Genomic DNA, 21,375 nt, shown 5'->3' on the forward strand with positions numbered 1-21,375 from the left:
CGCCGCCTTCGCAGAACCGGCGTCGCCGGCAACTCATCGGGTCCGCAGCGATCTCAGGCGGCTGCCGACTTCTTTTGATGGCCATAGTTGGCCATGTGACTGATCACGTTTTGGATCTCGTCCTCGGACAGAAGCGGCGGCTCGCCGATTTGCAGGCAGCCGTGATACTGGCGGGCCAGAGCCTCGACCTCGACGGCCAGCCACATGGCGCGATCCAGCGTGTCGCCGACGGCGATCATCCCGTGATGGGCCAGCAGGCAGGCCTTCCGGTCCTGAAGCGCCTCGACCGCGAAGCGCGACAGCTCCTCCGTGCCGAACGTGGCGTAGGGCGCGCAGCGGATGTCGTGGCCGCCCGCCACCGCGATCATGTAGTGGATCGGCGGGATCGGCTTCTCGAGGATGGCGATCGTCGTGCAGAAGGTCGGATGGGCATGGACGATGGCGTTGACGTCGGGACGCTCACGCATGATGTCGCGATGGAAGCGCCACTCGCTCGACGGCCGGTTCGGCCCGTCGAAGCTGCCGTCCATCCGCAGGAACATGATGTCCTCGGGTCGCAGATCCCCGTAGGGCACGCTGGTGGGCGTGATCAGAAGCCCCTCGCCGTGGCGCACGCTGATGTTGCCGGACGTGCCCTGGTTGATGCCGCTCGCATTCATGGCGAGGCAGGCGTCGATGATCGACTGGCGGATCTGGGTCTCGTTCATGTGTCTTTCCCTCACCAGGCCGTATAGCCGCCGTCGACCGCATGGACCGCGCCGGTGACGTAGCTGCCGGCGGGCGACGCAAGGAACAGGATGGCCGCCGCGACCTCGGACGGCTCGCCGCAGCGCCCCATCGGCGTCATGTCCATCCATGTCTCGAAGAGTTCGGGCCGCGCGCGCATGGCGAGCGTCATGTCGGTCGCGATGTAGCCCGGCGCGACGGCGTTGACGCGCACGTTGCGGGACGCCCACTCGCAGGCCAGCGCCTTGGTCAGCATATGCACCGCGCCCTTCGAGGCGATGTAGGCGGCGGCGCTCTGGGGCCGGTTCACGATCGTGCCCGACATGGAGCCGAGGTTGACGACGGAACCCGATCCGGCCGCCACCATGTGCCGCCCGAAGGCGCGGGCGCACCAGAAGACGCCGTTCAGGTTGACATCCATGATGAGGCGCCATTCCGCGTCGTCGGTTTCCAGCGCCGGCGTGATGCGGGCGATGCCGGCGTTGTTGACGAGAATGTCGATCCGGCCGTGCTGCGCGACGATCTCGTCGGCGACCCTGCTAGCCTCTTCGGGAACCGTCACGTCGAGACGGCGGGCCTCCGCCAGAATGCCGGCGCCGCCCAGCTTGGCGACCGCGGCGTCCGCGGCGTCCTTGTCGAGATCGCAGAGGACGATCTTCGCACCGCGCCCGCCCAAGGCTGTCGCGACCTCGAGACCGATGCCCCGCGCGCCCCCGGTGATCGCGGCGACCTGTCCCGTGAGATCGAAGAGTTTGGCGTAGTCCATGGCAATCCTCCCGTCGGGATGCCGAGGCGTGGCTTGGAAGCGCTGTTGCCCTGGATCCCGGTCTTGCGCCGCTTTTCTGCGGTCTTGACGGAAGAATGTACCGACCGGTCGACACTGTCAATCTGGTAATGACCAGAATCACGCTTTCGTTGATGCTGCCATTGCGGGAGCGGTGCCATCGGCGCGCACATGGATGCGCGCGACCGCCGAGTTGAAGATGGCGTCGTAGTATTCCAGCGGTGCGCCATCGTTGGCGTAGGCGACGGATTCGATGGAGATCACGGGCTGCGACGGTTCGATGCCGAGCCGGGCGGCCTGGTCCGCTGTCGGCATGGCGGCCTTGAACCAGCGCTCCGAGCGTTGAACCGTGAGTCCGTAGCGGGTTCGGATCGTGCCGAAGATCGACCGGTTCTCCAGTTCCATCGTTTCCAGCCCGGGCACCTTGTGGCCGGGCAGCGAGATGTTCGTCAGCGTGATTGCCTGCCCGTCCTGACGGTAGACGCGTCCGATGCGGACCACGTCCGCGCCGACCGGCAAGGCCAGGAAGTGTCGCTCGCGATCGTCGGCGACGGTGCGCTCGAAGCGGAAGGTCTGCGTGGTCACGACGCGCCCCTTGTCTCCGAGGTCGTCGAAGACGCTGAGGTTCGAGGTGATGAAGTCCACGTCCTGCGGAGTCGAGCGCACGACAAAGGTCCCCCGGCGCGGAATGCGGGCAAGGCGCCCCTCGGACGCCAGCGCCGCCACGGCCGAGCGCACCACCGGTCGCGACACGTTGAACATCGCCGATAGGGCCTGCTCGGAGGGCAGGCGCGCGTCTTCGCCGAAGTCGCCGTCGGCGATCGCCTCCTCGATACGCTGGCGCAGTTGCAGCCAGAGCGGCGTCGTCTCGTCCCGCTCGAGGGCCGCCCGCGTTCCGATGGCGGTCAGCATCTCGGAATCGGCCGCGGCGTTGAGGGCGCGCCCTCGTCGTCTGGTTCGTGGTTGCATGTGCGCTTTCCGCCTGATCTCGTCCGCTGGCCGGTGGGCGTCCTGTCCGCAGCGGATGCGTCGCCTCAGCGCCGGCCGTTCGCCATCTTTCCGGCGTCCGGATGCCGGCGCAATGCCGCCATGGCCCAAATCCCGAGAAGCGGTCCGGGAACGAGTACCAGAAAGCTCCATCGCCAGCTTCCCAGCGCCTCGGCGACGAGGCCCGTGACATGGATCGAGGCGATCGTCAGCGCGAAGCCGAAGCCGAGCTGCAATGTGAGGGCGGTGCCGACGAACCGGCTGTCGCCGACCTCGGTCACGGCCGCGGAGAACTGCGCGGAATCGCCGATCACGCTGATGCCCCAGACAAGCAACAGCGCCACGAAGAGCGGGGTCGGTCCGTCGAACACGAGGCCCATGGTGAGCGCGCAACTGCCCGAGACCGCCATCATGCCGATCGTCGTCGCGGTCCGCCCGAAGCGGTCGGCGAGAAGGCCCCCGAGGAGGCAACCGACGACGCCCACCGAGACGGCCGCGAAGGTCAGAAGCGAGGCGCGGGACGCGGCGTCGGCGACGCCCTGACGCGCAAGGGCCTCGCGCGAGTAGGCAAGACACCAGCCCCAGGCCGCATACAGCTCCCACATGTGTCCGAAGTAGCCGAGATTGGCCAGAAGAAGGGGGCGGTTGCGCAGGACGGCCCCCATCTGGCGGGGGTCGAAGGCGGCCCGCGAGAAGCGATAGGGCCCTTCCCGTGTCCTGGCGAAGAGCAAGGCGCCCAGAAGACTGGCGCCCGAGGCGGCCGCCACCACGAAGCGCCAGTCGACTCCCCCGAGGTAGCGCACCGCATGGGGGGTGGCCGAGCCGAGCGTCAGCGCGCCGATCACCGCGCCGAGCGCCAGTCCGCGCCCGCGCCGGAACCAGGTGGAGACGAGCTTGAGCGCGGGGGGATAGACGCCTGCGAGCAGTATTCCCGTCGCGATGCGGGCCGCGATGGCGCTGCCGGGCCCCGGCGCCACCAGAAGACCGGCATTGGCCAGCGCGACCAGCACCGCGCAGGTCGCCATCAGGCGGTGGAGACGCACGAGATCGGACAGGTTCGTGAGGCTTGCCGCCACCGCGCCGAGAACGAAGCCCAGCTGCACGCCGTTGGTGAGCCAGGCGGCGCTCGCGGGCCCCATCTGCCAGCGAGCGGCGAGCTCCGGAACCACCGCGGTCGCAGAGAACCACGTCGTCAGGGTCAGAACGACCGCGGCGCAGACGAGGGCGAGGGCTCGGCGCCGGGCCGCCTGCTCGCTCGGCGCTTCGGGCGACGAAGCGGCGGCCGCCACCCCCATCGTCAGCGCTTCGCGAGCGGAACGGTGTAGACCGTCGCCGTGCCCGACAGGCAGATCTCACCCGCCTCGTTCACGACCTGCGTCTCGATCTTGCAGATCGGCTTGTCGGGTCGCACCTCCGTGATGGTGACGCGTCCGGTGATCGTCTCGTCGACGCCCACGGCTTTCGAGAAGCGCCATTCCGTTCCGAGGAACACCGTGCCGGGACCGGGCAGGTCCTCCGCGACGATGGCGTTGAGGATGCCCGAGGTCACGCCGCCCTGAACGATCAGCTTGCCGAAGACGCTCCGCTCCGCCAGCTCGCGATCGTAGTGCAGCGGATTGCGGTCTCCGGTGATCTCGGTGAAGGCCTCGATGTCGCGCATCGAGGTCGTGCGCGAGCGCTCGGCGCTTTGCCCGACCTCGGGCCTGCCCTTCACGACACCGGCCCAGCCGTCGGTGGTCTGCGTGCTCATGGTGTGTCTCCTGTTGGGGAATCGGTGGTGGGTGCGGCCTCGAAGGCCGGCAGCCGCCGGTCGCCGACCCGCGTCGGTCGCAGGCGCAACGCCATGCCGACACTCGGAGCCTCGTCGAGAACGAGGCTGAGCATGGTCGGCCCTTCCGCCAGTTCCACGAGGCCGACGACGTAGGGCGCCGCCGGCGCCCAGCCGGGATGGCCGGGGCGATGGACGATGCTGAAGCTCTTGAGATGCCCGCGCCCGGACGCCTCGCGCCACACGAGGCGGTCGCTCCAGCAATGGGGGCATATGCGGCGGGGATAGAAGACGGCCCTCTGGCAGGCTTCGCAGTGCTGGAGGTGGAGACGCCCCGCCTCGGCCGCGTCCCAGAAGGGCGCCGTCAGCTGCGTGATCGTGGGACCGGGCACCTTGAGATCGGACAGGTCGTTCATTGCGCGGCTCCCAGAACCAGGGCCACGGCCTCGCTCATGGTCGCGCCGTTGCCGGTGACGAGCGCATGACGCGCCCTTGCGATCTGTCGCCCGTCGGCTCGGCCGCGAAGCTGGCGCACGGCCTCCACGACATGGGTCATGCCGCCGGCCAGGTCCGGCTGGCCGAAGCCCAGCTGGCCGCCATGCGTGTTGAGCGGATGGGAGCCGTCGTGCCCGAGGCCGTTGGCGGCGATCCAGTCGGCAAATCCGCCGGGGGGACAGAGCCCGGCATCCTCGATCGTGATGGCGACCATGATCGTGTAGCAGTCGTAGAGCGACAGGAGGCTCATGTCGGCGGCGCGGGTGCCGGACTGCGCGAAGGCGCGCGCCATCGCATCCTTGAGCGGGCCGCTCGTCAGGCTGGGCGCCTGCGAGACGGCGCGGTGGGTGATCTTCTCGCCGGCCCCCAAGATCTCGACCGGCGGATGCCGCAGGCGGGACGCCCGTTCGCGCGATGTCACGATCACGGCCTCGCCGCCCGCCACCGGCATGACGATCTCGAGGAGATGCAGCGGCGAGGCGATCACCGGCGAAGCCAGCACTTCGGCGACGCCGGCCGGCTTCCCGTAGAAGATCGCATCGGGGTTGTGCTGCGCGTTGGCGCGTGCGGCGGCCGCGATCGCGGCGTAGGGCTCCGGACCAAGCCCATGCGCGGTCCCGTGCGCCTGCATCAGGAGCGCATAGGACAGGTTCGCACCCGAGGCGCCGAAGGGCACGTCGAACTCGCGAATGGGATTACGGTTCGGCGAGCGGGGCGCGGGCTCCTCACGCGTGTTGGCGAGGACGCAGAGCACGGTCTCGCACATGCCGGCCTCGATCGCCGCCGCCGCGCGCCAGACCATGCCGGCGCCGGACGCACCGCCGAGGTCCACGACATTGGCCATGACGGGTCTGAGGCCGAGATATTCGGCGACGGTGGCGGGAACATGCTGCGGCGTCTCGCCCACCTGGGGCCCCACCAGAAGCCCGTCGATGTCGCCGGGCTCGAGTCCGGCGTCGAGCGCGGCGCGGCGCGACACGTCGGCGATCAGTCCGAGCGTCGTTTCTCCCTTCGTGGCCCGAACCGGCTTCAGCTCGCCGATCCCGACGATCGCTCCTTGCGGACGGCGGGTCACGCGGCCTTCCCCGACCCGAGGCGACGGTACTCTTCGAGGCATTCGGGATTCTGCAGCGAGGCGAGGTTGCGCACGACCTGTCCCGCGACCACGGCCCGGGCCGCGGTTTCGACCCGCTTGCCGTTCAACGTGTAGGGAATGCCCGCGACCTCGCGGATCTCGTGGGGAACATGGCGGGGCGAGGCCTCGGTGCGGATGCGCCGGCGCAGGAGGTCCGTCAGCTCCTGCGTCAGCTCACGTCCCTCGCGCATCTTCAGACACAGGACGACCTCCTCGTCGCCGTCGCGCAGGCGACCGAACACCAGCGCATCCTCGATCTCCGCCAGGCTCTCGCAGACCGCGTAGATCTCGGCGGTGCCGATCCGCACGCCGCCAGGCTTCAACGTCGTGTCGGAGCGGCCGTGAATGATCGCCGAGCCGTGAGGCGTCAGCTCGGCGATGTCGCCGTGCGTCCAGATCTCGGGACGATCAGCGAAGTAGGTCCGCCGGTAGCGCTCGTCGCCGCCCTCGCCCCAGAAGGTCAGCGGCATGGAGGGGAACGGCTCGGTGCAGACGAGATCGCCTTCCCGCCCGATCAGCGGCGCGTTGCGCTCGTCCATCACGTTGACGGCCAGCCCCAGGCCCTTGGCGGTCAGCTGGCCGCGCCGCACCGGCAGGGTCGGCGCCCCGAGCACGAAGCAGCCCAGGATCTCGGTGCCGCCCGAGATGGACGCGAAGACCATGTCGGACTTCACCGCATCGTAGACCCAGTCGAACTGCGCAGGCGACACGGGCGCCCCGGCCGACAGGAGCGAGCGCAGAGCCGACAGGTCGCGCCGCTCGCCCGGTCGGTATCCGTTCTGCTGCAGGACGGCGAGGTATTTCGGACTGGTCCCGAAATGCGTGATGCGCGCGTCCTCGGCGATGCGCCAGAGGTGGTCGAGATCGGGGCCGTCCGCCCGGCGGGGCATGGCCGCGCCGTCGATCAGAACGATCGCCGCTCCGCAGGACAGGCTGGAGATCAGCCAATGGTACATCATCCAGGCCGTGTTGGTGTACCAGCTCACCACGTCGCCCGGCCGCACGTCGCCGTGCAGCGCATGCTCCTTGCGATGCTGCAGCACGACGCCGCCGACGCCGTGCACGATGGCCTTCGGGGCACCGGTCGTGCCGGACGTGTAGAGAACGAAGAGCGGGCTTGCGAACGGCATGCGGACGGGCGCGAACACGGCACCCGGCCGGCGCAGCTCGCCGAACGACGTCGAGGCACGGATCGGGAATTGCGCCCGATCCTGCTTCTCGCCGCAGCGCACGAGAAGCTGCAGCGACGGGATGCCGGCGGCGATCTCGGCGATGCGGTCCGCGATGTCGTGGTCGCGCCCGTTGTAGCGATAGCGCTCGCAGGCGAAGAGCACCTTGGGCTCGATCTGCCCGATCCGGTCGAGAATGGCGCCCGCCCCGAAGTCCGGGGAACAGGACGACCAGACCGCGCCGAGCGCGGCGGTGGCCAGAAGGGCGACGAGCGCCTCGAGATCGTTGGCAAGGACCCCCGCGACGCGGTCGCCCGGGCCGACGCCCGCCTCGCGCAGGCCCGCCGCGATCTCGGCGGTCATCTGGCGAAGCTCGCCCAGCGTGACTCGTCCCTGCACACCGTCTTCGCCCGCCAATACCACCGCAGGCCTCGCCCCGTCGCCGGTCAGGAGGTTCTCGGCAAAGTTCAGCCGCGCCTCGGGAAAGAAGCGGGCGCCCGTCATCGGCGCCGCCTCGTCGCGCAGGAGGGCGGGGCCGATCCTGTCTCCCACGACGCCCGTGTGATCCCAGAGCGCGGTCCAGAAGGCACCGGGATCCGCCACCGACCAGGCATGGAGCGCGGCGTAGTCTCGGGGGTCGATCCCGACGCGCTTTGCGAACCGCGCAAGGCACGAGTCTTCGAATGCGCTCGCCGGGGGCGACCACAGGACGTCGTTCAGCATCATTCCTCCCGCCGATCCCGGGATCACCCTCCAACCGGGACCGCCCTTGCCAATATACCGACTGACCGGTACAAAGTCAGAGTCCGATTTGCTTGTCAATCGGCCGTGCCGCACGTCGATCAGGTGGCTAGAATGGCGCAACCGTCCTCGACTGGACGGATACGGCCGGTTTGCCGACCCGGATCAGGAGGTGACGATGACACTGAAGACCCTGCCCGCCTCCGCCCGTCCCGACGCGGACCTGTCGCCCACCAAGCGTCGCGTGATGCATGTCGCGGCGACGTTGTTCGCGGAGAAGGGCTACGGAAGCGTCGGGATCAGCGAGGTGGGAGACGCCGCCGAACTCGGCAAGGGCGCGCTCTACTACCACATCCGGTCGAAGGAGGATCTCCTCTACGACATCATGACGCTTTACATGGTGGATCTCGTCAGCGGAGCGGACGGCATTCTGTCGGTTGCCACGGGCGCCGTCGAACGCGTGCGCGCGCTCAGCTCGGCTTTGATCGAGGCGGTATTCCAGACCCGGGCCGAGATGACCGTGTGCTTCCGGGAAGTGCATTCGCTGGGCGACGAGAAGCGGGCCGACGTCCTCAAGCTGCACGGCGATTACCAGCGCATCTGGACGAAGGTGCTCTCGGAAGGTGTCGAGGAGGGCGTGTTCAGGCCGCTCTCGCGCGTCGAGATCAAGGGCCTGCTCGGCATGTACTTCTACGCCTTCCTCTGGGTCCGCCCCTCGGGCAAGGAAACGCCGGAGGAGGTGTCCGACGCCTTTGCCGGCATCGTCCTCAAGGCCGCGATGCGAACGGACGCGGCGTGAAGCCGAACAAAGCGACATCCTTGGAGGTCTGAACCATGCAGCAGGACGTCGTGATCGTGGCGGCGCGCCGCACCCCCATCGGCAAGCTCGCCGGATCCTTGTCGGACCTGTCGGCGGCTGAGCTCGGTGCGGTCGTGATCGCAAAGATGCTGCACGAGATCTCGCTCGATCCGGCCGCGGTCGACGAGGTCGTCATGGGCCAGGTCCTGTCGGGCGGCGCGGGGCAGAACCCCGCGCGTCAGGCCGCCCTGCGCGCGGGCCTGCCGGTCTCGACCACCGCCTCGACCCTCAACATGGTCTGCGGCGCGGGCCAGAAGTCGCTGCACGGCGCGGTGCAGGCGATCCGCTGCGGCGATGCGCAGATCATGATCGCTGGCGGCCAGGACTCGATGAGCCGCGCCCCCTACCTCCTGTTCGCAGGCCGCAAGGGACAACGAATGGGCGACGCCCCCTTGCGCGACATGATGGTCGTCGACGGTCTGTGGGATGCGTTCCACGACGTGCACATGGGCGAGACGGCCGAACACCTGGCGGAGCGCTATCAGGTTACGCGCGAGGAGCAGGATGCGTTCGCGCAGAACTCGCAACGCAAGGCCGCGCGCGCATCGGAAACGGATCGGTTTCGCGACGAGATCGTGCCGGTCGACGTGCCCTCGCGGAACGGCTCGATGCGGGTCGACGTCGACGAACATCCGCAACCCGGTACGAGTCTGGAGAGTCTTGGCCGATTGCGTCCCGCCTTCCGATCTGGCGGCACGGTCACGGCCGGCAACGCGTCGGGTCTCAACGACGGTGCGGCAGCGCTCGTTGTCATGTCGGAGCACCGGGCCCGCATGGAAGGCCTCACCCCATTGGCGCGCGTCGCGGGTTACGCTGCGGCCGGCGTCGAGCCGATGGACATGGGCATCGCTCCCGCCTTCGCGGCTCGTCGCGCGCTGGAGCGGGCCGGCTGGCGCGCGACCGATCTCGATCTCATGGAGATCAACGAGGCCTTCGCCGCCCAGGCTATCGCCGTCGACCGCGAGATGGGCTGGGACACGGACATCGTGAACGTCAACGGCGGTGCGATCGCTCTTGGCCATCCCCTGGCGGCCTCGGGCACGCGCATCCTGGTCACGCTGATCCACGAGATGCGCAAACGCGGCGCTCGTAAAGGCTTAGCCGCGCTCTGCATCGGAGGGGGCCAGGGGATCGCGACCTGCATCGAGATGGCGAACTAGACAAACCATCGTTCACTCACCGATCGAAGGTGCGAGACGACCCAACTCGCAAGAACAACGAGGAAGGCTATGAGCCGCTCTTCGATGTTCGAGCGGAAACCTCAGTCGAAGATGCCATCGACGATATCGGCTTGCCTCGCCTTCGGACGTCGCCAGAGAACGCATCCAGGCTTGCGCATGCGGATTTCCGCGACGGCCTTCGACACCTTGAACTCGTCCGCCAAAGCGCAAGCCGTCGTCACGCATCCCCGACCGCTTGGGGGGCACGCTGCGGCGCTGGCGCGAGACGGACAGGAACCCGAAGCCTGGGAAGGATGGCGACACGCCGAAACCGATCCCGTTCGTGATCCATTATCGAGGCCTGCCGGTCGAGAAGCATCGCAAGACGTGGGGCCAGGCCTGCAAGCTGGCCGGGCTCGACAAGACGGTGAGGCCGCACATCCTGTGGCATACCGCCGTCACCTGGCCGATGCTCGCCGGCAACGATCCGTTTGACGTTTCAAGCTACGTCGGCAGGAGCATGAAGATGATCGACGAGGTGTATGCGCACCAGGATCCCGACCATCAGAAGGACATCGTCAGCCGCACAGGAAGGCGGCGACTGTCATCGTATCCGTCAGCAATCTGACGAACGCACTCGGCCCGACGGACCAAGTCACTGCAAACGGGGGAGAAAATGGTGCTGCGAGAGAGGATTGAACTCTCGACCTCTCCATTACCAATGGAGTGCTCTACCACTGAGCTACCGCAGCCTGGGGTGGGCGGCTCTATCGCATAGCCCGGTCGCGAGCGCAACCCGGCCCAGTCACGAGAGGCGCTGCATATCACTCCGGAGCCTGCGATGCGCGCTTTTGCAGCCGTGTGGCTTGGCGCGCGGGCGAAGCCGGGCCAAACTGACGCCTCGTGAACGTGCCGACCGGCCAGGAGAATCGTCGCCATGCAACCCGTCTTCGCGAGCCCCGACGAGATCCGCACCCGCTTCTCGCACGCCATGTCGCAGATGTACCGCGCCGAGGTGCCCCAGTACGGAACGCTGATGGAGCTGGTCGCCGAGGTCAACGCCGAGACGCTCCAGGCACGGCCCGACCTTGCCGAAAGCCTAGCGCGCGCCGGCGAGATCGAGCGCCTGTCGGACGAGCGCCACGGCGCGATCCGGCTCGGCACGCCGGAGGAGCTTGCCACGATCGGGCGGCTCTTCGCGGTCATGGGCATGGAGCCGGTTGGCTACTACGACCTCTCGGTCGCCGGCATTCCGGTCCATTCCACCGCCTTCCGACCGGTCGGCGACGCGGCGCTCGCGCGCAATCCGTTCCGCGTCTTCACCTCGCTCCTGCGCCTCGACCTCGTGGCCGACGTGGACCTGCGTGCGGAGGCCGCCGCGATTCTCGCCCGCCGCCGGATCTTCACGCCGCAGGCGATCGAGCTCGTCGAGCGCTTCGAGACGCGCGGCGGGCTGACGCGCGAGGAGGCCGAGCGCTTCGTTTCGGAAGCGCTCGAGACCTTCCGCTGGCATTCCGAGGCGACCGTCGACGCTGCGACCTACGAGCGCCTGGCGAAAGCCCACCGACTGGTCGCCGATGTTGTGTGCTTCCGGGGTCCGCACATCAACCACCTGACGCCGCGAACGCTCGACATTGAGGCGGTGCAGCGGGGGATGCCCGCGCGCGGCATCGACCCCAAGGCGGTGATCGAGGGCCCGCCCGAGCGCCGCGTGCCGATCCTCCTGCGCCAGACGAGCTTCAAGGCGCTGGAGGAGCCGATCCTGTTCCGGGGAGAGCGGGGCGCGGAGACCGGGCGCCACACGGCGCGCTTCGGCGAGATCGAGCAGCGCGGCGCCGCGCTGACGCCCAAGGGCCGCGCGCTCTACGACGCGCTGCTGTCCGGCACGCGAGGCGAGGTGCAGGTGGGAGCGAGCGGCGCGGGCGCGTCGAGCTATGCCGACGATCTGGCCTCCCGCTTCCGTGCCTTTCCCGACGACCGGGACACGCTTCGGCGCGAGGGCCTTGCCTTCTTCCGCTACGCGCCGACCCCGCAGGGGCTGGCGGCGGCCGGGCGCGGCGAGACGGCGCGTGACATCGACGCGCTGGTCGCAGCCGGCCATGCCAGCTTCGACCCGCTCGTCTACGAGGACTTCCTGCCGGTCTCGGCGGCCGGCATCTTCCAGTCGAATCTCGGCACGGACCGACAGTCGAACGCGGCGTCGAGCGGCGACCGGCACGCCTTCGAGCAGGCGCTCGGCCGACCGGTCGCCGACGAGACCGCGCTCTATGCCGAGGCCGAGCGGCGCTCGGTCGCGGATACGCTGGCGGCGCTGCGCCCCTCCTCTTCTCGCGCCGTCGCCTGACGCGTCGTCTCCCATGCTGAACGATCCGCGCTCGCACGGGCTCTGGGAGCGCACCGCCCCGCCCGCCCCCGCGACAGGCCCGCTGGAGGCGGCGCTGCGGGCCGACGTCGCGGTGATCGGTGCCGGCTTCACCGGGCTTTCCGCCGCGCTCCATCTGGCGGAGGGCGGGGCGCGGGTCGCGGTGATCGAGGCGGCCGAGATCGGCTTCGGCGGATCGGGCCGCAATGTCGGTCTCGTCAATGCCGGGCTCTGGGTCATGCCGGACGAGGTGCCGCGCGCGCTCGGCCCCGTTCACGGCGAGCGCATCCTCCAGCTCCTGGGCGAGGCGCCGCGCCTCGTGTTCGACCTGGTGGAGCGCCACGCCATCGCCTGCGAGCCGGAGCGGGCCGGCACGCTGCATCTGGCGGTGGGCGCGACGGGCGCGCGCGAACTTGCCGAGCGCGCGCGGCAATGGCAGGCGCGCGGTGCCGCCGTCGAGCTTCTGGACGCCGACGAGACCGCGCGGCGCACGGGGACGCAAACCTATGCGGCCTCGCTTCTCGACCATCGCGCCGGCACGATCCAGCCGCTCGGCTACGTCCGGGGACTGGCGCGCGCGGCGGTCGCGGCCGGGGCCGAGGTCTTCACCGGCAGCCCGGTGGCAGCCTGCGAGCGCGAGGGCGAGCGCTGGCGCCTGCGCGCCGGGGGCGGCTCGGTGCTCGCCGACTGGGTCGTGGTGGCCACCAACGCCTATACGAGCGGGCCCTTTCCCGAGATCGCGGGCGAGCTGGTGCGCCTTCCCTACTTCAACATCGCCACCCGGCCGCTCTCTTCCAATCTCGCGCGCTCGATCCTGCCGGGGCGCGAGGGATGCTGGGATACCAAGGACATCCTGTCCTCGTTCCGGCTCGACCGGGAGAACCGCCTCGTGATCGGCAGCGTCGGCGCGCTGCGGGGCACCGGCGCCGCGATCCATCGGCGCTGGGCGCGCGGGACGCTCGCGCGCCTGTTTCCCCAGCTCGGCGATGTCGGCTTCGAGGCCGAGTGGTACGGCTGGATCGGCATGACGGCGGACGCCGTGCCGCGCTTTCATCGCTTCGGGCCGCGCATCCTCTCCTTCAGCGGCTACAACGGGCGCGGCATCGCGCCGGGAACCGCCTTCGGGCGCGCGCTCGCCGACCACATTCTCGGCCGGGTCGCGGAAGGCGACATGCCGCTGCCCCTCACCCCGGTTCGCACCCGGGGACTTCGCGCGGCGCGCGAAGCCTATTACGAGGTGGGCAGCCAGATCGCGCATCTGTCGTCGCGCGTCTGAAGCCCATGACCGAAATGTCAGGAGTGCCCGATGAACGTCCATAGCCAAAGCCAGCCCGCAGCCGGAAGCGCCCTTCGCGACGAGGTCTCGCGCCTTCTCACCGAGCTCGGCGTGCCGGCCGGGCGGCTTGGCGGCGGCGCGCATGCGGCGCGCTCGCCCATCACCGGCGAGACCCTGGCCGAGCTCGCGCTGACCTCGCCCGACGAGACGCGCGAGGCCGTGGGCCGGGCGGCGGCCGCGTTCCGCGAGTGGCGCCTCGTGCCCGCCCCGGGACGCGGCGAGCTGGTGCGGCTTCTCGGGCAGGAGCTGCGCGAGCACAAGGCGCAGCTCGGCCGCCTCGTCTCGGTCGAGGCCGGCAAGATCGTGTCGGAAGGCCTCGGCGAGGTCCAGGAGATGATCGACATCTGCGACTTCGCGGTCGGCCTGTCGCGCCAGCTCTACGGGCTGACCATCGCCACCGAGCGGCCCGAGCACCGCATGATGGAGACCTGGCATCCGCTGGGCGTCGTCGGCATCGTCTCGGCCTTCAACTTCCCCGTGGCGGTCTGGTCGTGGAACGCCGCGCTGGCGCTGGTCTGCGGCAACGCCTGCGTCTGGAAGCCGTCCGAGAAGACCCCGCTGACCGCCCTCGCCACGCAAGCGCTCTTCGAGCGCGCGCTTGCGCGCTACCGCGAGGCGGGCGGGCGGGCGCCGGACGGACTGTCGGAACTCGTGGTCGGCGCCCGCGAGGCGGGCGAGGCGCTGGTGGACGATGCGCGCGTCGCGCTCGTCTCGGCCACCGGCTCGACGCGCATGGGCCGCGAGGTCGGCCCGCGCGTCGCCCAGCGCTTCGGACGCTCGCTTCTCGAGCTTGGCGGCAACAACGCGGCGATCGTCGCGCCCACAGCCGATCTCGACCTGACGCTGCGGGGCGTGGCGTTCGCCGCCATGGGAACGGCCGGCCAGCGCTGCACGACGCTGCGCCGCCTCTTCGTGCACGAGAGCGTCTACGACAGGCTCGTGCCGCGCCTTTCCAGCGCCTACGGCTCGGTCGCGGTCGGCAACCCGCTCCAGGAGGGCACGCTGGTCGGTCCCCTGATCGACGAGGCGGCCCGGGCGACGATGGGGCGGGCGCTGGAGGCGGCGAAAGCCGCCGGCGGCCGGGTGCTGGCGGGCGGCGAGCGCGTCGCGGTCGAGGGCTGCGAGAACGGCTACTATGTGCGGCCGGCCCTGGTCGAGATGCCGGAGCAGTCGGGCCCGGTGCGCGAGGAAACCTTCGCGCCGATCCTCTATGTCCTGCGCTACAGCAATCTCGACGAGGCGATCGCCTTGCAGAACGACGTGCCGCAGGGCCTGTCGTCGTCGATCTTCACCAACGACCTGCGCGAGGCGGAGACCTTCCTCTCGGTGCGCGGCTCGGACTGCGGCATCGCCAACGTCAATATCGGCCCGTCCGGCGCGGAGATCGGCGGCGCCTTCGGCGGCGAGAAGGAGACGGGCGGCGGGCGCGAGAGCGGGTCGGACGCGTGGCGCGCCTACATGCGGCGCGCCACCAACACCGTCAACTACGGCCGTACCCTGCCGCTGGCGCAGGGCGTGACGTTCGACGTCGGATAAGGCGGCCTACCCGAGCGCGGCGAGAAGCCCGGGCGTTCCCGCGCGGATGGCATAGGCGCCGTCCGCGTGGCGCTCGATCTCGACGGTGAGGCCCGCCTCGCGGCAGACCGCGGCGCCGCCCGCGATGTCCCACATGGTGGTGACGGGCTGGATGTGCCCCTCGATCCGCCCGAGCGCGCAGAAGAGGAGCCCGATCGAGGTCGAGTGGAAGCTTTCCACGATCCAGCGCCGCTCGCGCAGCCGGCGCTGAAGCGCGATCGAAGCCTCGAGGTCCTCGCCGAGGCTCTCGCCCATCGACATCAGCTGCAGCGCGGCGGGCGGCACCGGGCGCCGGAACGGCTCGCCGTTCAGGAGGACGCCCGCGCCCTCGGCCGCCGCCAGACCCTCGCCCAGAACCGGCGCGCGGATCGCGCCGGCCACCGGCCGGTCGCCCACCACGAAGCCGAGCGACACGCCCCAGAGCGGCGAGCCGGCGAGAAAGTTCGAGGTGCCGTCGATCGGGTCGACGATCCAGTAGCGCTCCGCCGCCTCGCCGCCTTCCTCCTCGCCCACCACCGCCTCGCCGGGGCAGAGCGCGGCCAGGCGCTCGCGCACCATGGCCTCGATGCGCCGGTCGGCGGTGGACACGAAGTCCTGCGGGCCCTTGGCGTCGACGATCAGCTCGCCGCGCCGCCGGAACAGGGCGAGCGCTTCCGCCGCCGCCTCGTCCACCACGCGCCGCGCGACGTCGCGCCGATGCTGCATCTCGGTCGAGGCGTTCATGCGCGGCGGCCGATCTGGCGCAGGAAGCCGGCGAGCTCGGCGCCCCGGTCGGTCTGGATCGCGCCCACGCCCCAGTCCACGAGCCGTCCCCAGACGGCGTGCGGGTCATCGAGGGCGCGGCTGTCGTCGAAGTCGGGAATGTGGGAGCAGTCGATCGTGTTCACCCAGAGCCTGATGCCGGCCGAGGCCGTCGCTTCGCGGCCCTCCGCGAGAATCGCGGCCGCTTCGGGATGGCATTCGATCATGAGCGGCGAGAGCCGCGCAAGCGCCCGGACATCGCCCGCCACGCGTCCGGCCGAGGTCTCCAGGATCGGCATGAAGGGCAACGGGCCGTGAGCGGGGTGGCCGACGGGTAGCCGGGCGGCCTCCTCCGGCTTGACCTCGCACTTCACCACCACCTCGCCCGCCATGCCCATGTCGGCGACGAGCGGCGCGATCCGGCCGAGCTCGGCCGGGTTCTTGGTGTCGAGGTTGACGAGGATGCGACCCCGCGCCTCCTCCAGGAACGCGGCAAGGTCCGGCAGCCGCTCGTCCGTGAGCGCGGCATCCCGGCCGCCCTCCCCCTCGCGCAGGCGCAGGGCGCGGAGCTGGGCCGAGGCGAGGGCAGACATCGGACCGGTGCCCTCGGTCGTGCGGTCGAGACTCGCGTCGTGGATCACCACCGGCACGCCGTCGCTCGCCAGGCGCACGTCGATCTCCACCATGTCGAACCCCCGCTCGATCGCGCCGCGCACGGCGGCCAGCGAGTTCTCGGGCGCCCGGGCCCAGTCGCCGCGATGGGCGATGATCAGGACGTCGCGGTTGCCGGGCGAGAGCACGCGTTCGAGCGGCGTCGCACCGGCGGCCGGGCGGGCGGCGGACATGGGCGTGGGCATGGGGAAACGACCTTCGGGTGGGCGGGCCGGGAAAAGGCGGTCGGCGCCCGGCGGCGTTCGCGCCGGACCGATCTCAAGATGGCACCCGCGCCTATCATGCAGTTCATGACAACGGGATGACGAAACCACCGCACAAAGCAGGCCACATTCGTCCATCGACTTCCAGCGTCAACTCCATCCCAAGCAAGACGCGTCATGGAACATTCATTGTACATCGACCGCCCGGGCTTCTATTGGCGCCCTCGGCACCCCGACCGGGGTCGCACGGCTTTTCGAGACCGGGATCATTCCGCGATGCTGACGAAGATTTGGGGTGCCGCGAGCGCGATCGCGCTGCTGGTTTGCGCGGGCGCGGCTACCGCCGCGCCGGTGAAGATCGACATGTGGTTCGGCAACACGGGCGACATCGCCAAGCGCGTGGGCGAGCAGTGCGACCGCTTCAACGCCAGCCAGACCGACTACCAGGTCGTCTGCACCAGCCAGGGCTCCTACGACGCCTCGCTGCAGAACACGATCGCCGCCTTCCGCGCCGGCCAGCAGCCCACCATCGCCCAGGTCTCCGACGTCGGCACGCTCGACATCATGCTGTCGGGTGCCTTCTACCCGGCCGAGAAGCTGATGAAGGATAACGGCTACACGATCGACTGGAACGACTATTTCGGCGGCATCCGGAGCTACTTCGCCACCTCGACCGGCGAGATGTACTCCTTCCCGTTCAACTCCTCGACCGCGCTCCTCTACTGGAACAAGGACGCCTACGCCAAGATCGGCAAGACCGAGGCGCCCGCGACCTGGGAGGAGGCAGCCGCCGACTTCAAGGCGCTGAAGGCCGCCGGATATGCCTGCCCGCTCGGCTTCAACATCTCCTCGAACGAGGTGTGGCAGTACGAGGAGCAGTTCCTTGCCGTCCACGGCGAGCCCAACGCCACGATGAACAACGGCTATGACGGCCTCGGCGCCGAGATGGCGTTCAACAAGGGCAAGTGGGTCCAGTTCGTCCGCGACCTCAAGAGCTGGTACGACGCGGGTGAGGCGGTCATCAAGTCCAAGGAGACCGGCCAGACCTTCGTCGACGCCTTTGCGGCGGGCGACTGCCAGACCATCCTGACCTCGGTCGGCGACCACGGCGCGATCGGCCGCACCGCCAAGCAAGGCATGAACTGGGGCGTCGCGATGCTGCCCGTCTACCAGGGCACCGAGCGCCGGAACTCGCTGGTGGGCGGTGCCTCGCTCTGGGTCCTCGCCGGCAAGTCCGACGCCGAATACAAGGCGGCCGCCGCCTTCCTGAACTTCATCGCCAAGCCGGAAGAGGCGCTGACCTGGTCGACGGTCACGGGCTACATCCCGGTGCGCCAGTCGGGCTTCGAGTACCTGAAGAGCCAAGGCTTCTACGACAAGGCGCCTTATGCCGGCCGCGAGATCGCCATCCAGAGCCTGACCTTCACGCCGCCCACCCCGGTCACGCGCGGCAACCGCCTGGGCGGCCTCCTGCAGATCCGCAACGAGATCGCGAACGGCCTCCAGGCCATCTTCATCCAGAACGCCGACGTCCAGACGGCGCTGGATGATGCGGCCACGCGCTCCAACGCGATCCTGCGCCGCTTCGAGCAGACCTACGAGGGCAAGCAGCTCCCGTAAGCCTCCTTCCACGGCTTCTCGCCTCGCGCCCCGGACGGTTCGCCCCGTCCGGGGCGCATCGCATCGGGACATACGGGCGGATCTCCATGGAAAAGCGCGCCACCTTCTCCTCCACCACGGTCGGCCTTCTCTACGCCGCGCCCGTGCTCCTCTTGATCTTCGTGTTCTTCTACTGGCCCGCCGGCCAGGCGCTGTTCTGGGCCTTCACGCTGGAGCGCCCGTGGGGCGGCGGCAACCAGTTCGTCGGCTTCCAGAACTTCCGGCACCTGTTCGCGGACGCGGTCTACTGGAACGCGGTGGTCCGCAGCCTCGTCTTCGCGCTGGCCTCCACCGCCCTCACCATGTTCGTCTCCCTGGTGCTGGCGCTTCTCGTCGATCGCGAGCTGGCCGGCAGCCGCTTCTACCGCTCGGTCCTCGTCTGGCCCTACGCCATCGCGGCGCCGGCCGTGGGCCTTGCCTTCAGCTTCATCATGGCGCCCCAGGCCGGTCTCATGTCGGCGCTGAACGCGATCTGGCCCGGCATCTGGAACCCCGCCTTCAGCGGGCGCGACGCGATGATCGCGGTGATCCTCGCCTTCTCGTGGAAGTACATCGCCTACAACTTCATCTTCTTCCTCGCAGCCCTCCAGTCGATCCCGAACAACCTGACCGAGGCCGCCGCCATGGACGGCGCGGGACCTCTCCGGCGCATGGTCGACATGAAGGTGCCGCTCCTCATGCCGACCTTCTTCTTCCTGCTCGTGATCAACATCACCGAGAGCTTCCAGGATTCCTTCGGCATCGTCGACATCATGACCGGCGGCGGGCCGGCCCGCTCCACCGAGCTCATGGTCTACAAGCTCTATTTCGACGGCTTCCGCGGCCTCGATTATTCGGGCGCCGCCGCCCAGAGCATCGTCCTGATGCTGCTCGTCGTCGTCCTGACCATCGTCCAGTTCCGCTTCATCGAGCGGCGCGTCCACTACAAGTAGGAGCCGCCCGTGGTCGAGAACCGCCCGCTCTTCAACCTCGTCTGCCAGGCCGTGCTCCTCGTCGGCCTCCTGGCCGCCGTGCTGCCCTTCGCGATCGTCGTGATCGCCGCCTCGCACGACATCGTCACGGTGAACCGCGTGCCGATGCCGCTCGCGCCCGGCTCGCACTTCCTCGCCAACGTCACGGAAGCCTGGACGCGCGCCGACCTCGGCTCGAAGATCTTCAACAGCTTCGTGTTCGCCTCCGCGGTGGCGCTGGGCAAGGTCGTCTTCTCGGCCATGGCGGCGTTCGCGATCGTCTACTTCCGCTTTCCCGGCCGCATGCTCCTGTTCTGGGCCGTGTTCGTCACGCTCATGCTGCCGCTGGAGGTGCGCATCGTGCCGACCTACGCGGTGGCCGCCAACGCGCTGCAGCCCTTCCAGGCGATCCTCGACGTGACCGGCCTGACGCAGCTGATCGCCTGGGCGACCGGCATCCGAGTCCAGCTCAACTGGGGCCTTCTCAACTCCTATACCGGGCTCGCGCTGCCGCTGGTCGCCACCGCCACCGGCACCTTCCTCTACCGCCAGTTCTTCCTGACCCTGCCGGACGAACTGGCGGAAGCAGCCAAGATGGACGGCTCGGGCCCCGTACGCTTCTTCTTCGACGTGCTGCTTCCGCTCTCGAAGCCCACCATGGCGGCGCTCGCGACCATCATGTTCGTCTGGGCCTGGAACCAGTATCTCTGGCCCCTTCTCGTCACCACCGACGCCTCGTTCGGCACCGCCACCACCCAGCTCAAGGCGCTGATCCCCTCCCAGGACGGCATGCCCGACTGGAACGTCGCCATGGCCGGCTGCCTCCTCGTGATGCTGCCGCCACTCCTGGTGATCGCCCTCATGCAGCGCTGGTTCGTGCGCGGCCTCGCCGCCACCGACAAGTAGGAGACACACGATGTCCGCCATCTCGATCCGCCGCGTCGCCAAGTCCTACGCCAAGTCGCCGGTCGTCCACGGCGTCGACCTCGAGATCGACGAGGGCGAGTTCGTCGTGATCCTCGGGCCGTCGGGCTGCGGGAAGTCGACGCTCCTGCGCATGATCGCGGGGCTGGAGGACATCACCTCGGGCGAGATCGCCATCGGCGATCGCGTGGTGAACCGGCTCGAGCCGCGCGAGCGCGGCTGCGCCATGGTGTTCCAGAACTACGCGCTCTACCCGCACATGACGGTCGGCGAGAACATCGGCTACGCCCTGAAGGTGGCGGGCGTGCCCAAGCCCGAGCGCCGGCGGCGCGTCGAGGCGGTGGCCGCGACCGTGGGGCTCGCCGAAATGCTCCAGCGCAAGCCCGCGGCCCTGTCGGGCGGCCAGCGCCAGCGCGTCGCCATGGCCCGCGCCATGATCCGCGAGCCCAGGATCTTCCTGTTCGACGAGCCGCTCTCCAACCTCGACGCGATCCTGCGCGTGGGCATGCGCGCCGAGATCCGCCGCCTTCACCGCCGGCTCGGCACGACCTCGGTCTTCGTCACGCACGACCAGGTCGAGGCGATGACCATGGCCGACAAGCTCGTCGTCATGCGCGCCGGGCGCATCGAGCAGGTCGGGTCGCCGGCAGAGGTCTACAACCGGCCCGCAACGCGCTTCGTCGCGGGCTTCATCGGCACGCCGCCGATGAACCTCCTGGAAGGCGACCTCGACGCGGGCGACGCCTTCCGCCTCGCCGACGGACAGCGCGTCGAGCTGGCCCCCGGCACCCGCGCGGGGCTGGGCGCGCGGGCCGTCACCCTCGGCATCCGTCCCGAGCAGGCGGTCCTCGTGCGCCCCGGCACGCCGAAGGCGCTCGACGCCACGGTCGACGTGGTGGAGGAACTCGGCGCCGGGCGCATCGTCTATGCCGACCTCGCCGGCGCGATGTTCGCGGTCGCCATCCCGCACGACGCCGCCGAGGTGCGGGCGGGCGACAAGGTGGCGCTGCTTCTGCCGGCCGCCCAGCTCCACCTCTTCGGGCGCGAGGTCGGCGAGCGGATCGAACCCGCGCGCCGCACGGCGGGAGCGCCCGTTCCGGCCTGAGGAGCGAACGGCCGCCGCCGGGGA

20 protein-coding genes and 1 tRNA gene are annotated in these 21,375 nt (G+C 69.6%); 10 read left to right on the plus strand and 11 right to left on the minus strand.

Translation table 11 applies throughout. From position 1 onward, the window contains the following. Positions 1-53: 53 nt before the first annotated feature. The 8 genes from AUL35_RS08090 to AUL35_RS08125 all read right to left on the minus strand — a co-directional run bounded on the left by AUL35_RS08090 (position 54) and on the right by AUL35_RS08125 (position 7,787). A complete protein-coding gene (locus tag AUL35_RS08090) occupies positions 54-707 on the minus strand; it encodes an L-fuculose-phosphate aldolase (protein ID WP_062013850.1) in 654 nt (217 codons plus the stop codon). An 11-nt stretch (positions 708-718) separates the two neighbouring features. Then, positions 719-1,492 (minus strand): SDR family NAD(P)-dependent oxidoreductase, encoded by a 774-nt coding sequence (locus AUL35_RS08095; RefSeq protein WP_062013852.1) that lies wholly within the window; start codon positions 1,490-1,492, stop codon positions 719-721. 138 nt (positions 1,493-1,630) lie between these two features. After that, positions 1,631-2,422, minus strand: coding sequence for a GntR family transcriptional regulator (locus tag AUL35_RS08100; protein WP_062013854.1), 792 nt, complete (start codon positions 2,420-2,422; stop codon positions 1,631-1,633). 122 nt (positions 2,423-2,544) lie between these two features. Further along, the gene (locus AUL35_RS08105; RefSeq protein WP_062013856.1) at positions 2,545-3,792 is read right to left on the minus strand and encodes an MFS transporter; all 1,248 of its coding nucleotides are present in this window, start codon (positions 3,790-3,792) and stop codon (positions 2,545-2,547) included. Positions 3,793-3,794: 2 nt separating this feature from the next. Beyond that, the gene (locus AUL35_RS08110; RefSeq protein WP_062013858.1) at positions 3,795-4,247 is read right to left on the minus strand and encodes a MaoC family dehydratase; all 453 of its coding nucleotides are present in this window, start codon (positions 4,245-4,247) and stop codon (positions 3,795-3,797) included. After that, a complete protein-coding gene (locus AUL35_RS08115) occupies positions 4,244-4,681 on the minus strand; it encodes a Zn-ribbon domain-containing OB-fold protein (protein ID WP_062013860.1) in 438 nt (145 codons plus the stop codon). Before AUL35_RS08115 ends, AUL35_RS08110 begins: the two co-directional genes overlap by 4 nt. Next, complete coding sequence (locus AUL35_RS08120) at positions 4,678-5,835, minus strand: thiolase family protein (RefSeq protein ID WP_062013862.1); 1,158 nt, start codon at positions 5,833-5,835, stop codon at positions 4,678-4,680. Before AUL35_RS08120 ends, AUL35_RS08115 begins: the two co-directional genes overlap by 4 nt. Continuing rightward, a complete protein-coding gene (locus AUL35_RS08125) occupies positions 5,832-7,787 on the minus strand; it encodes an acetoacetate--CoA ligase (RefSeq protein WP_244493704.1) in 1,956 nt (651 codons plus the stop codon). Before AUL35_RS08125 ends, AUL35_RS08120 begins: the two co-directional genes overlap by 4 nt. 196 nt (positions 7,788-7,983) lie before the next feature. On the opposite strand from AUL35_RS08125, the gene AUL35_RS08130 reads away from it, so the two are divergent. The 3 genes from AUL35_RS08130 (at position 7,984) to AUL35_RS08140 (ending at position 10,452) form a co-directional block, all read left to right on the plus strand. Then, positions 7,984-8,604, plus strand: a complete 621-nt coding sequence (locus AUL35_RS08130; RefSeq protein ID WP_062013866.1) for a TetR/AcrR family transcriptional regulator — start codon at positions 7,984-7,986, stop codon at positions 8,602-8,604. 35 nt (positions 8,605-8,639) lie between these two features. After that, positions 8,640-9,824: an acetyl-CoA C-acetyltransferase gene (locus AUL35_RS08135; RefSeq protein ID WP_062013869.1), complete on the plus strand. Its 1,185-nt coding sequence runs from the start codon at positions 8,640-8,642 to the stop codon at positions 9,822-9,824. A 256-nt stretch (positions 9,825-10,080) separates the two neighbouring features. Next, positions 10,081-10,452: a hypothetical protein gene (locus tag AUL35_RS08140; protein WP_062013871.1), complete on the plus strand. Its 372-nt coding sequence runs from the start codon at positions 10,081-10,083 to the stop codon at positions 10,450-10,452. A 49-nt stretch (positions 10,453-10,501) separates the two neighbouring features. On the opposite strand, the gene AUL35_RS08145 is transcribed toward AUL35_RS08140, so the two are convergent. Next, a tRNA-Thr gene (locus tag AUL35_RS08145) sits at positions 10,502-10,576 on the minus strand. 185 nt (positions 10,577-10,761) lie between these two features. Between AUL35_RS08145 and AUL35_RS08150 the strand changes: the two genes are divergently transcribed. From AUL35_RS08150 to AUL35_RS08160, 3 genes are read left to right on the plus strand one after another with little or no spacing between them, the layout of a single operon-like run. Further along, positions 10,762-12,168 carry a VOC family protein gene (locus AUL35_RS08150; protein ID WP_062013873.1) on the plus strand — a complete coding sequence of 469 codons (1,407 nt, stop codon included), beginning with the start codon at positions 10,762-10,764 and terminating at the stop codon, positions 12,166-12,168. 13 nt (positions 12,169-12,181) lie between these two features. Then, positions 12,182-13,462: an FAD-binding oxidoreductase gene (locus AUL35_RS08155; protein WP_062013875.1), complete on the plus strand. Its 1,281-nt coding sequence runs from the start codon at positions 12,182-12,184 to the stop codon at positions 13,460-13,462. A 30-nt stretch (positions 13,463-13,492) separates the two neighbouring features. Next, positions 13,493-15,058 (plus strand): aldehyde dehydrogenase family protein, encoded by a 1,566-nt coding sequence (locus AUL35_RS08160; protein WP_062013876.1) that lies wholly within the window; start codon positions 13,493-13,495, stop codon positions 15,056-15,058. A 6-nt stretch (positions 15,059-15,064) separates the two neighbouring features. Here the strand turns inward: AUL35_RS08160 and AUL35_RS08165 are convergent, their stop codons facing one another. Both AUL35_RS08165 and AUL35_RS08170 read right to left on the minus strand, forming a co-directional pair. Further along, on the minus strand, positions 15,065-15,820 hold the full coding sequence (locus AUL35_RS08165) for an inositol monophosphatase family protein (protein WP_156417893.1): 756 nt from the start codon (positions 15,818-15,820) through the stop codon (positions 15,065-15,067). Further along, positions 15,817-16,695: a glycerophosphodiester phosphodiesterase family protein gene (locus tag AUL35_RS08170; protein WP_062013878.1), complete on the minus strand. Its 879-nt coding sequence runs from the start codon at positions 16,693-16,695 to the stop codon at positions 15,817-15,819. The genes AUL35_RS08165 and AUL35_RS08170 overlap by 4 nt, the downstream gene beginning before the upstream one ends. Before the next feature lie 294 nt (positions 16,696-16,989). On the opposite strand from AUL35_RS08170, the gene AUL35_RS08175 reads away from it, so the two are divergent. The 4 genes from AUL35_RS08175 (at position 16,990) to AUL35_RS08190 (ending at position 21,351) form a co-directional block, all read left to right on the plus strand. Next, positions 16,990-18,333: an extracellular solute-binding protein gene (locus AUL35_RS08175; RefSeq protein WP_062013880.1), complete on the plus strand. Its 1,344-nt coding sequence runs from the start codon at positions 16,990-16,992 to the stop codon at positions 18,331-18,333. A gap of 86 nt (positions 18,334-18,419) precedes the next feature. Further along, a complete protein-coding gene (locus AUL35_RS08180) occupies positions 18,420-19,304 on the plus strand; it encodes a carbohydrate ABC transporter permease (RefSeq protein WP_062013882.1) in 885 nt (294 codons plus the stop codon). Positions 19,305-19,313: 9 nt separating this feature from the next. Continuing rightward, positions 19,314-20,228, plus strand: a complete 915-nt coding sequence (locus AUL35_RS08185; RefSeq protein ID WP_062013884.1) for an ABC transporter permease subunit — start codon at positions 19,314-19,316, stop codon at positions 20,226-20,228. 10 nt (positions 20,229-20,238) lie between these two features. After that, positions 20,239-21,351 carry an ABC transporter ATP-binding protein gene (locus tag AUL35_RS08190; protein WP_062013886.1) on the plus strand — a complete coding sequence of 371 codons (1,113 nt, stop codon included), beginning with the start codon at positions 20,239-20,241 and terminating at the stop codon, positions 21,349-21,351. Positions 21,352-21,375: the final 24 nt, after the last annotated feature.

The organism is Aureimonas sp. AU4 (assembly GCF_001463765.1).
Lineage (GTDB): Bacteria > Pseudomonadota > Alphaproteobacteria > Rhizobiales > Rhizobiaceae > Aureimonas.

Bases quoted from the DNA above. Each gene is read 5' to 3' on its own strand.
- AUL35_RS08090 (WP_062013850.1), bottom strand. From the start codon at position 707: ATGAACGAGACCCAGATCCGCCAGTCGATCATCGACGCCTGCCTCGCC.
- AUL35_RS08095 (WP_062013852.1), bottom strand. From the start codon at position 1,492: ATGGACTACGCCAAACTCTTCGATCTCACGGGACAGGTCGCCGCGATC.
- AUL35_RS08100 (WP_062013854.1), bottom strand. From the start codon at position 2,422: ATGCTGACCGCCATCGGAACGCGGGCGGCCCTCGAGCGGGACGAGACG.
- AUL35_RS08105 (WP_062013856.1), bottom strand. From the start codon at position 3,792: ATGGGGGTGGCGGCCGCCGCTTCGTCGCCCGAAGCGCCGAGCGAGCAG.
- AUL35_RS08110 (WP_062013858.1), bottom strand. From the start codon at position 4,247: ATGAGCACGCAGACCACCGACGGCTGGGCCGGTGTCGTGAAGGGCAGG.
- AUL35_RS08115 (WP_062013860.1), bottom strand. From the start codon at position 4,681: ATGAACGACCTGTCCGATCTCAAGGTGCCCGGTCCCACGATCACGCAG.
- AUL35_RS08125 (WP_244493704.1), bottom strand. From the start codon at position 7,787: ATGCTGAACGACGTCCTGTGGTCGCCCCCGGCGAGCGCATTCGAAGAC.
- AUL35_RS08130 (WP_062013866.1), top strand. From the start codon at position 7,984: ATGACACTGAAGACCCTGCCCGCCTCCGCCCGTCCCGACGCGGACCTG.
- AUL35_RS08135 (WP_062013869.1), top strand. From the start codon at position 8,640: ATGCAGCAGGACGTCGTGATCGTGGCGGCGCGCCGCACCCCCATCGGC.
- AUL35_RS08150 (WP_062013873.1), top strand. From the start codon at position 10,762: ATGCAACCCGTCTTCGCGAGCCCCGACGAGATCCGCACCCGCTTCTCG.
- AUL35_RS08155 (WP_062013875.1), top strand. From the start codon at position 12,182: ATGCTGAACGATCCGCGCTCGCACGGGCTCTGGGAGCGCACCGCCCCG.
- AUL35_RS08160 (WP_062013876.1), top strand. From the start codon at position 13,493: ATGAACGTCCATAGCCAAAGCCAGCCCGCAGCCGGAAGCGCCCTTCGC.
- AUL35_RS08165 (WP_156417893.1), bottom strand. From the start codon at position 15,820: ATGAACGCCTCGACCGAGATGCAGCATCGGCGCGACGTCGCGCGGCGC.
- AUL35_RS08170 (WP_062013878.1), bottom strand. From the start codon at position 16,695: ATGCCCACGCCCATGTCCGCCGCCCGCCCGGCCGCCGGTGCGACGCCG.
- AUL35_RS08175 (WP_062013880.1), top strand. From the start codon at position 16,990: ATGCTGACGAAGATTTGGGGTGCCGCGAGCGCGATCGCGCTGCTGGTT.
- AUL35_RS08180 (WP_062013882.1), top strand. From the start codon at position 18,420: ATGGAAAAGCGCGCCACCTTCTCCTCCACCACGGTCGGCCTTCTCTAC.
- AUL35_RS08190 (WP_062013886.1), top strand. From the start codon at position 20,239: ATGTCCGCCATCTCGATCCGCCGCGTCGCCAAGTCCTACGCCAAGTCG.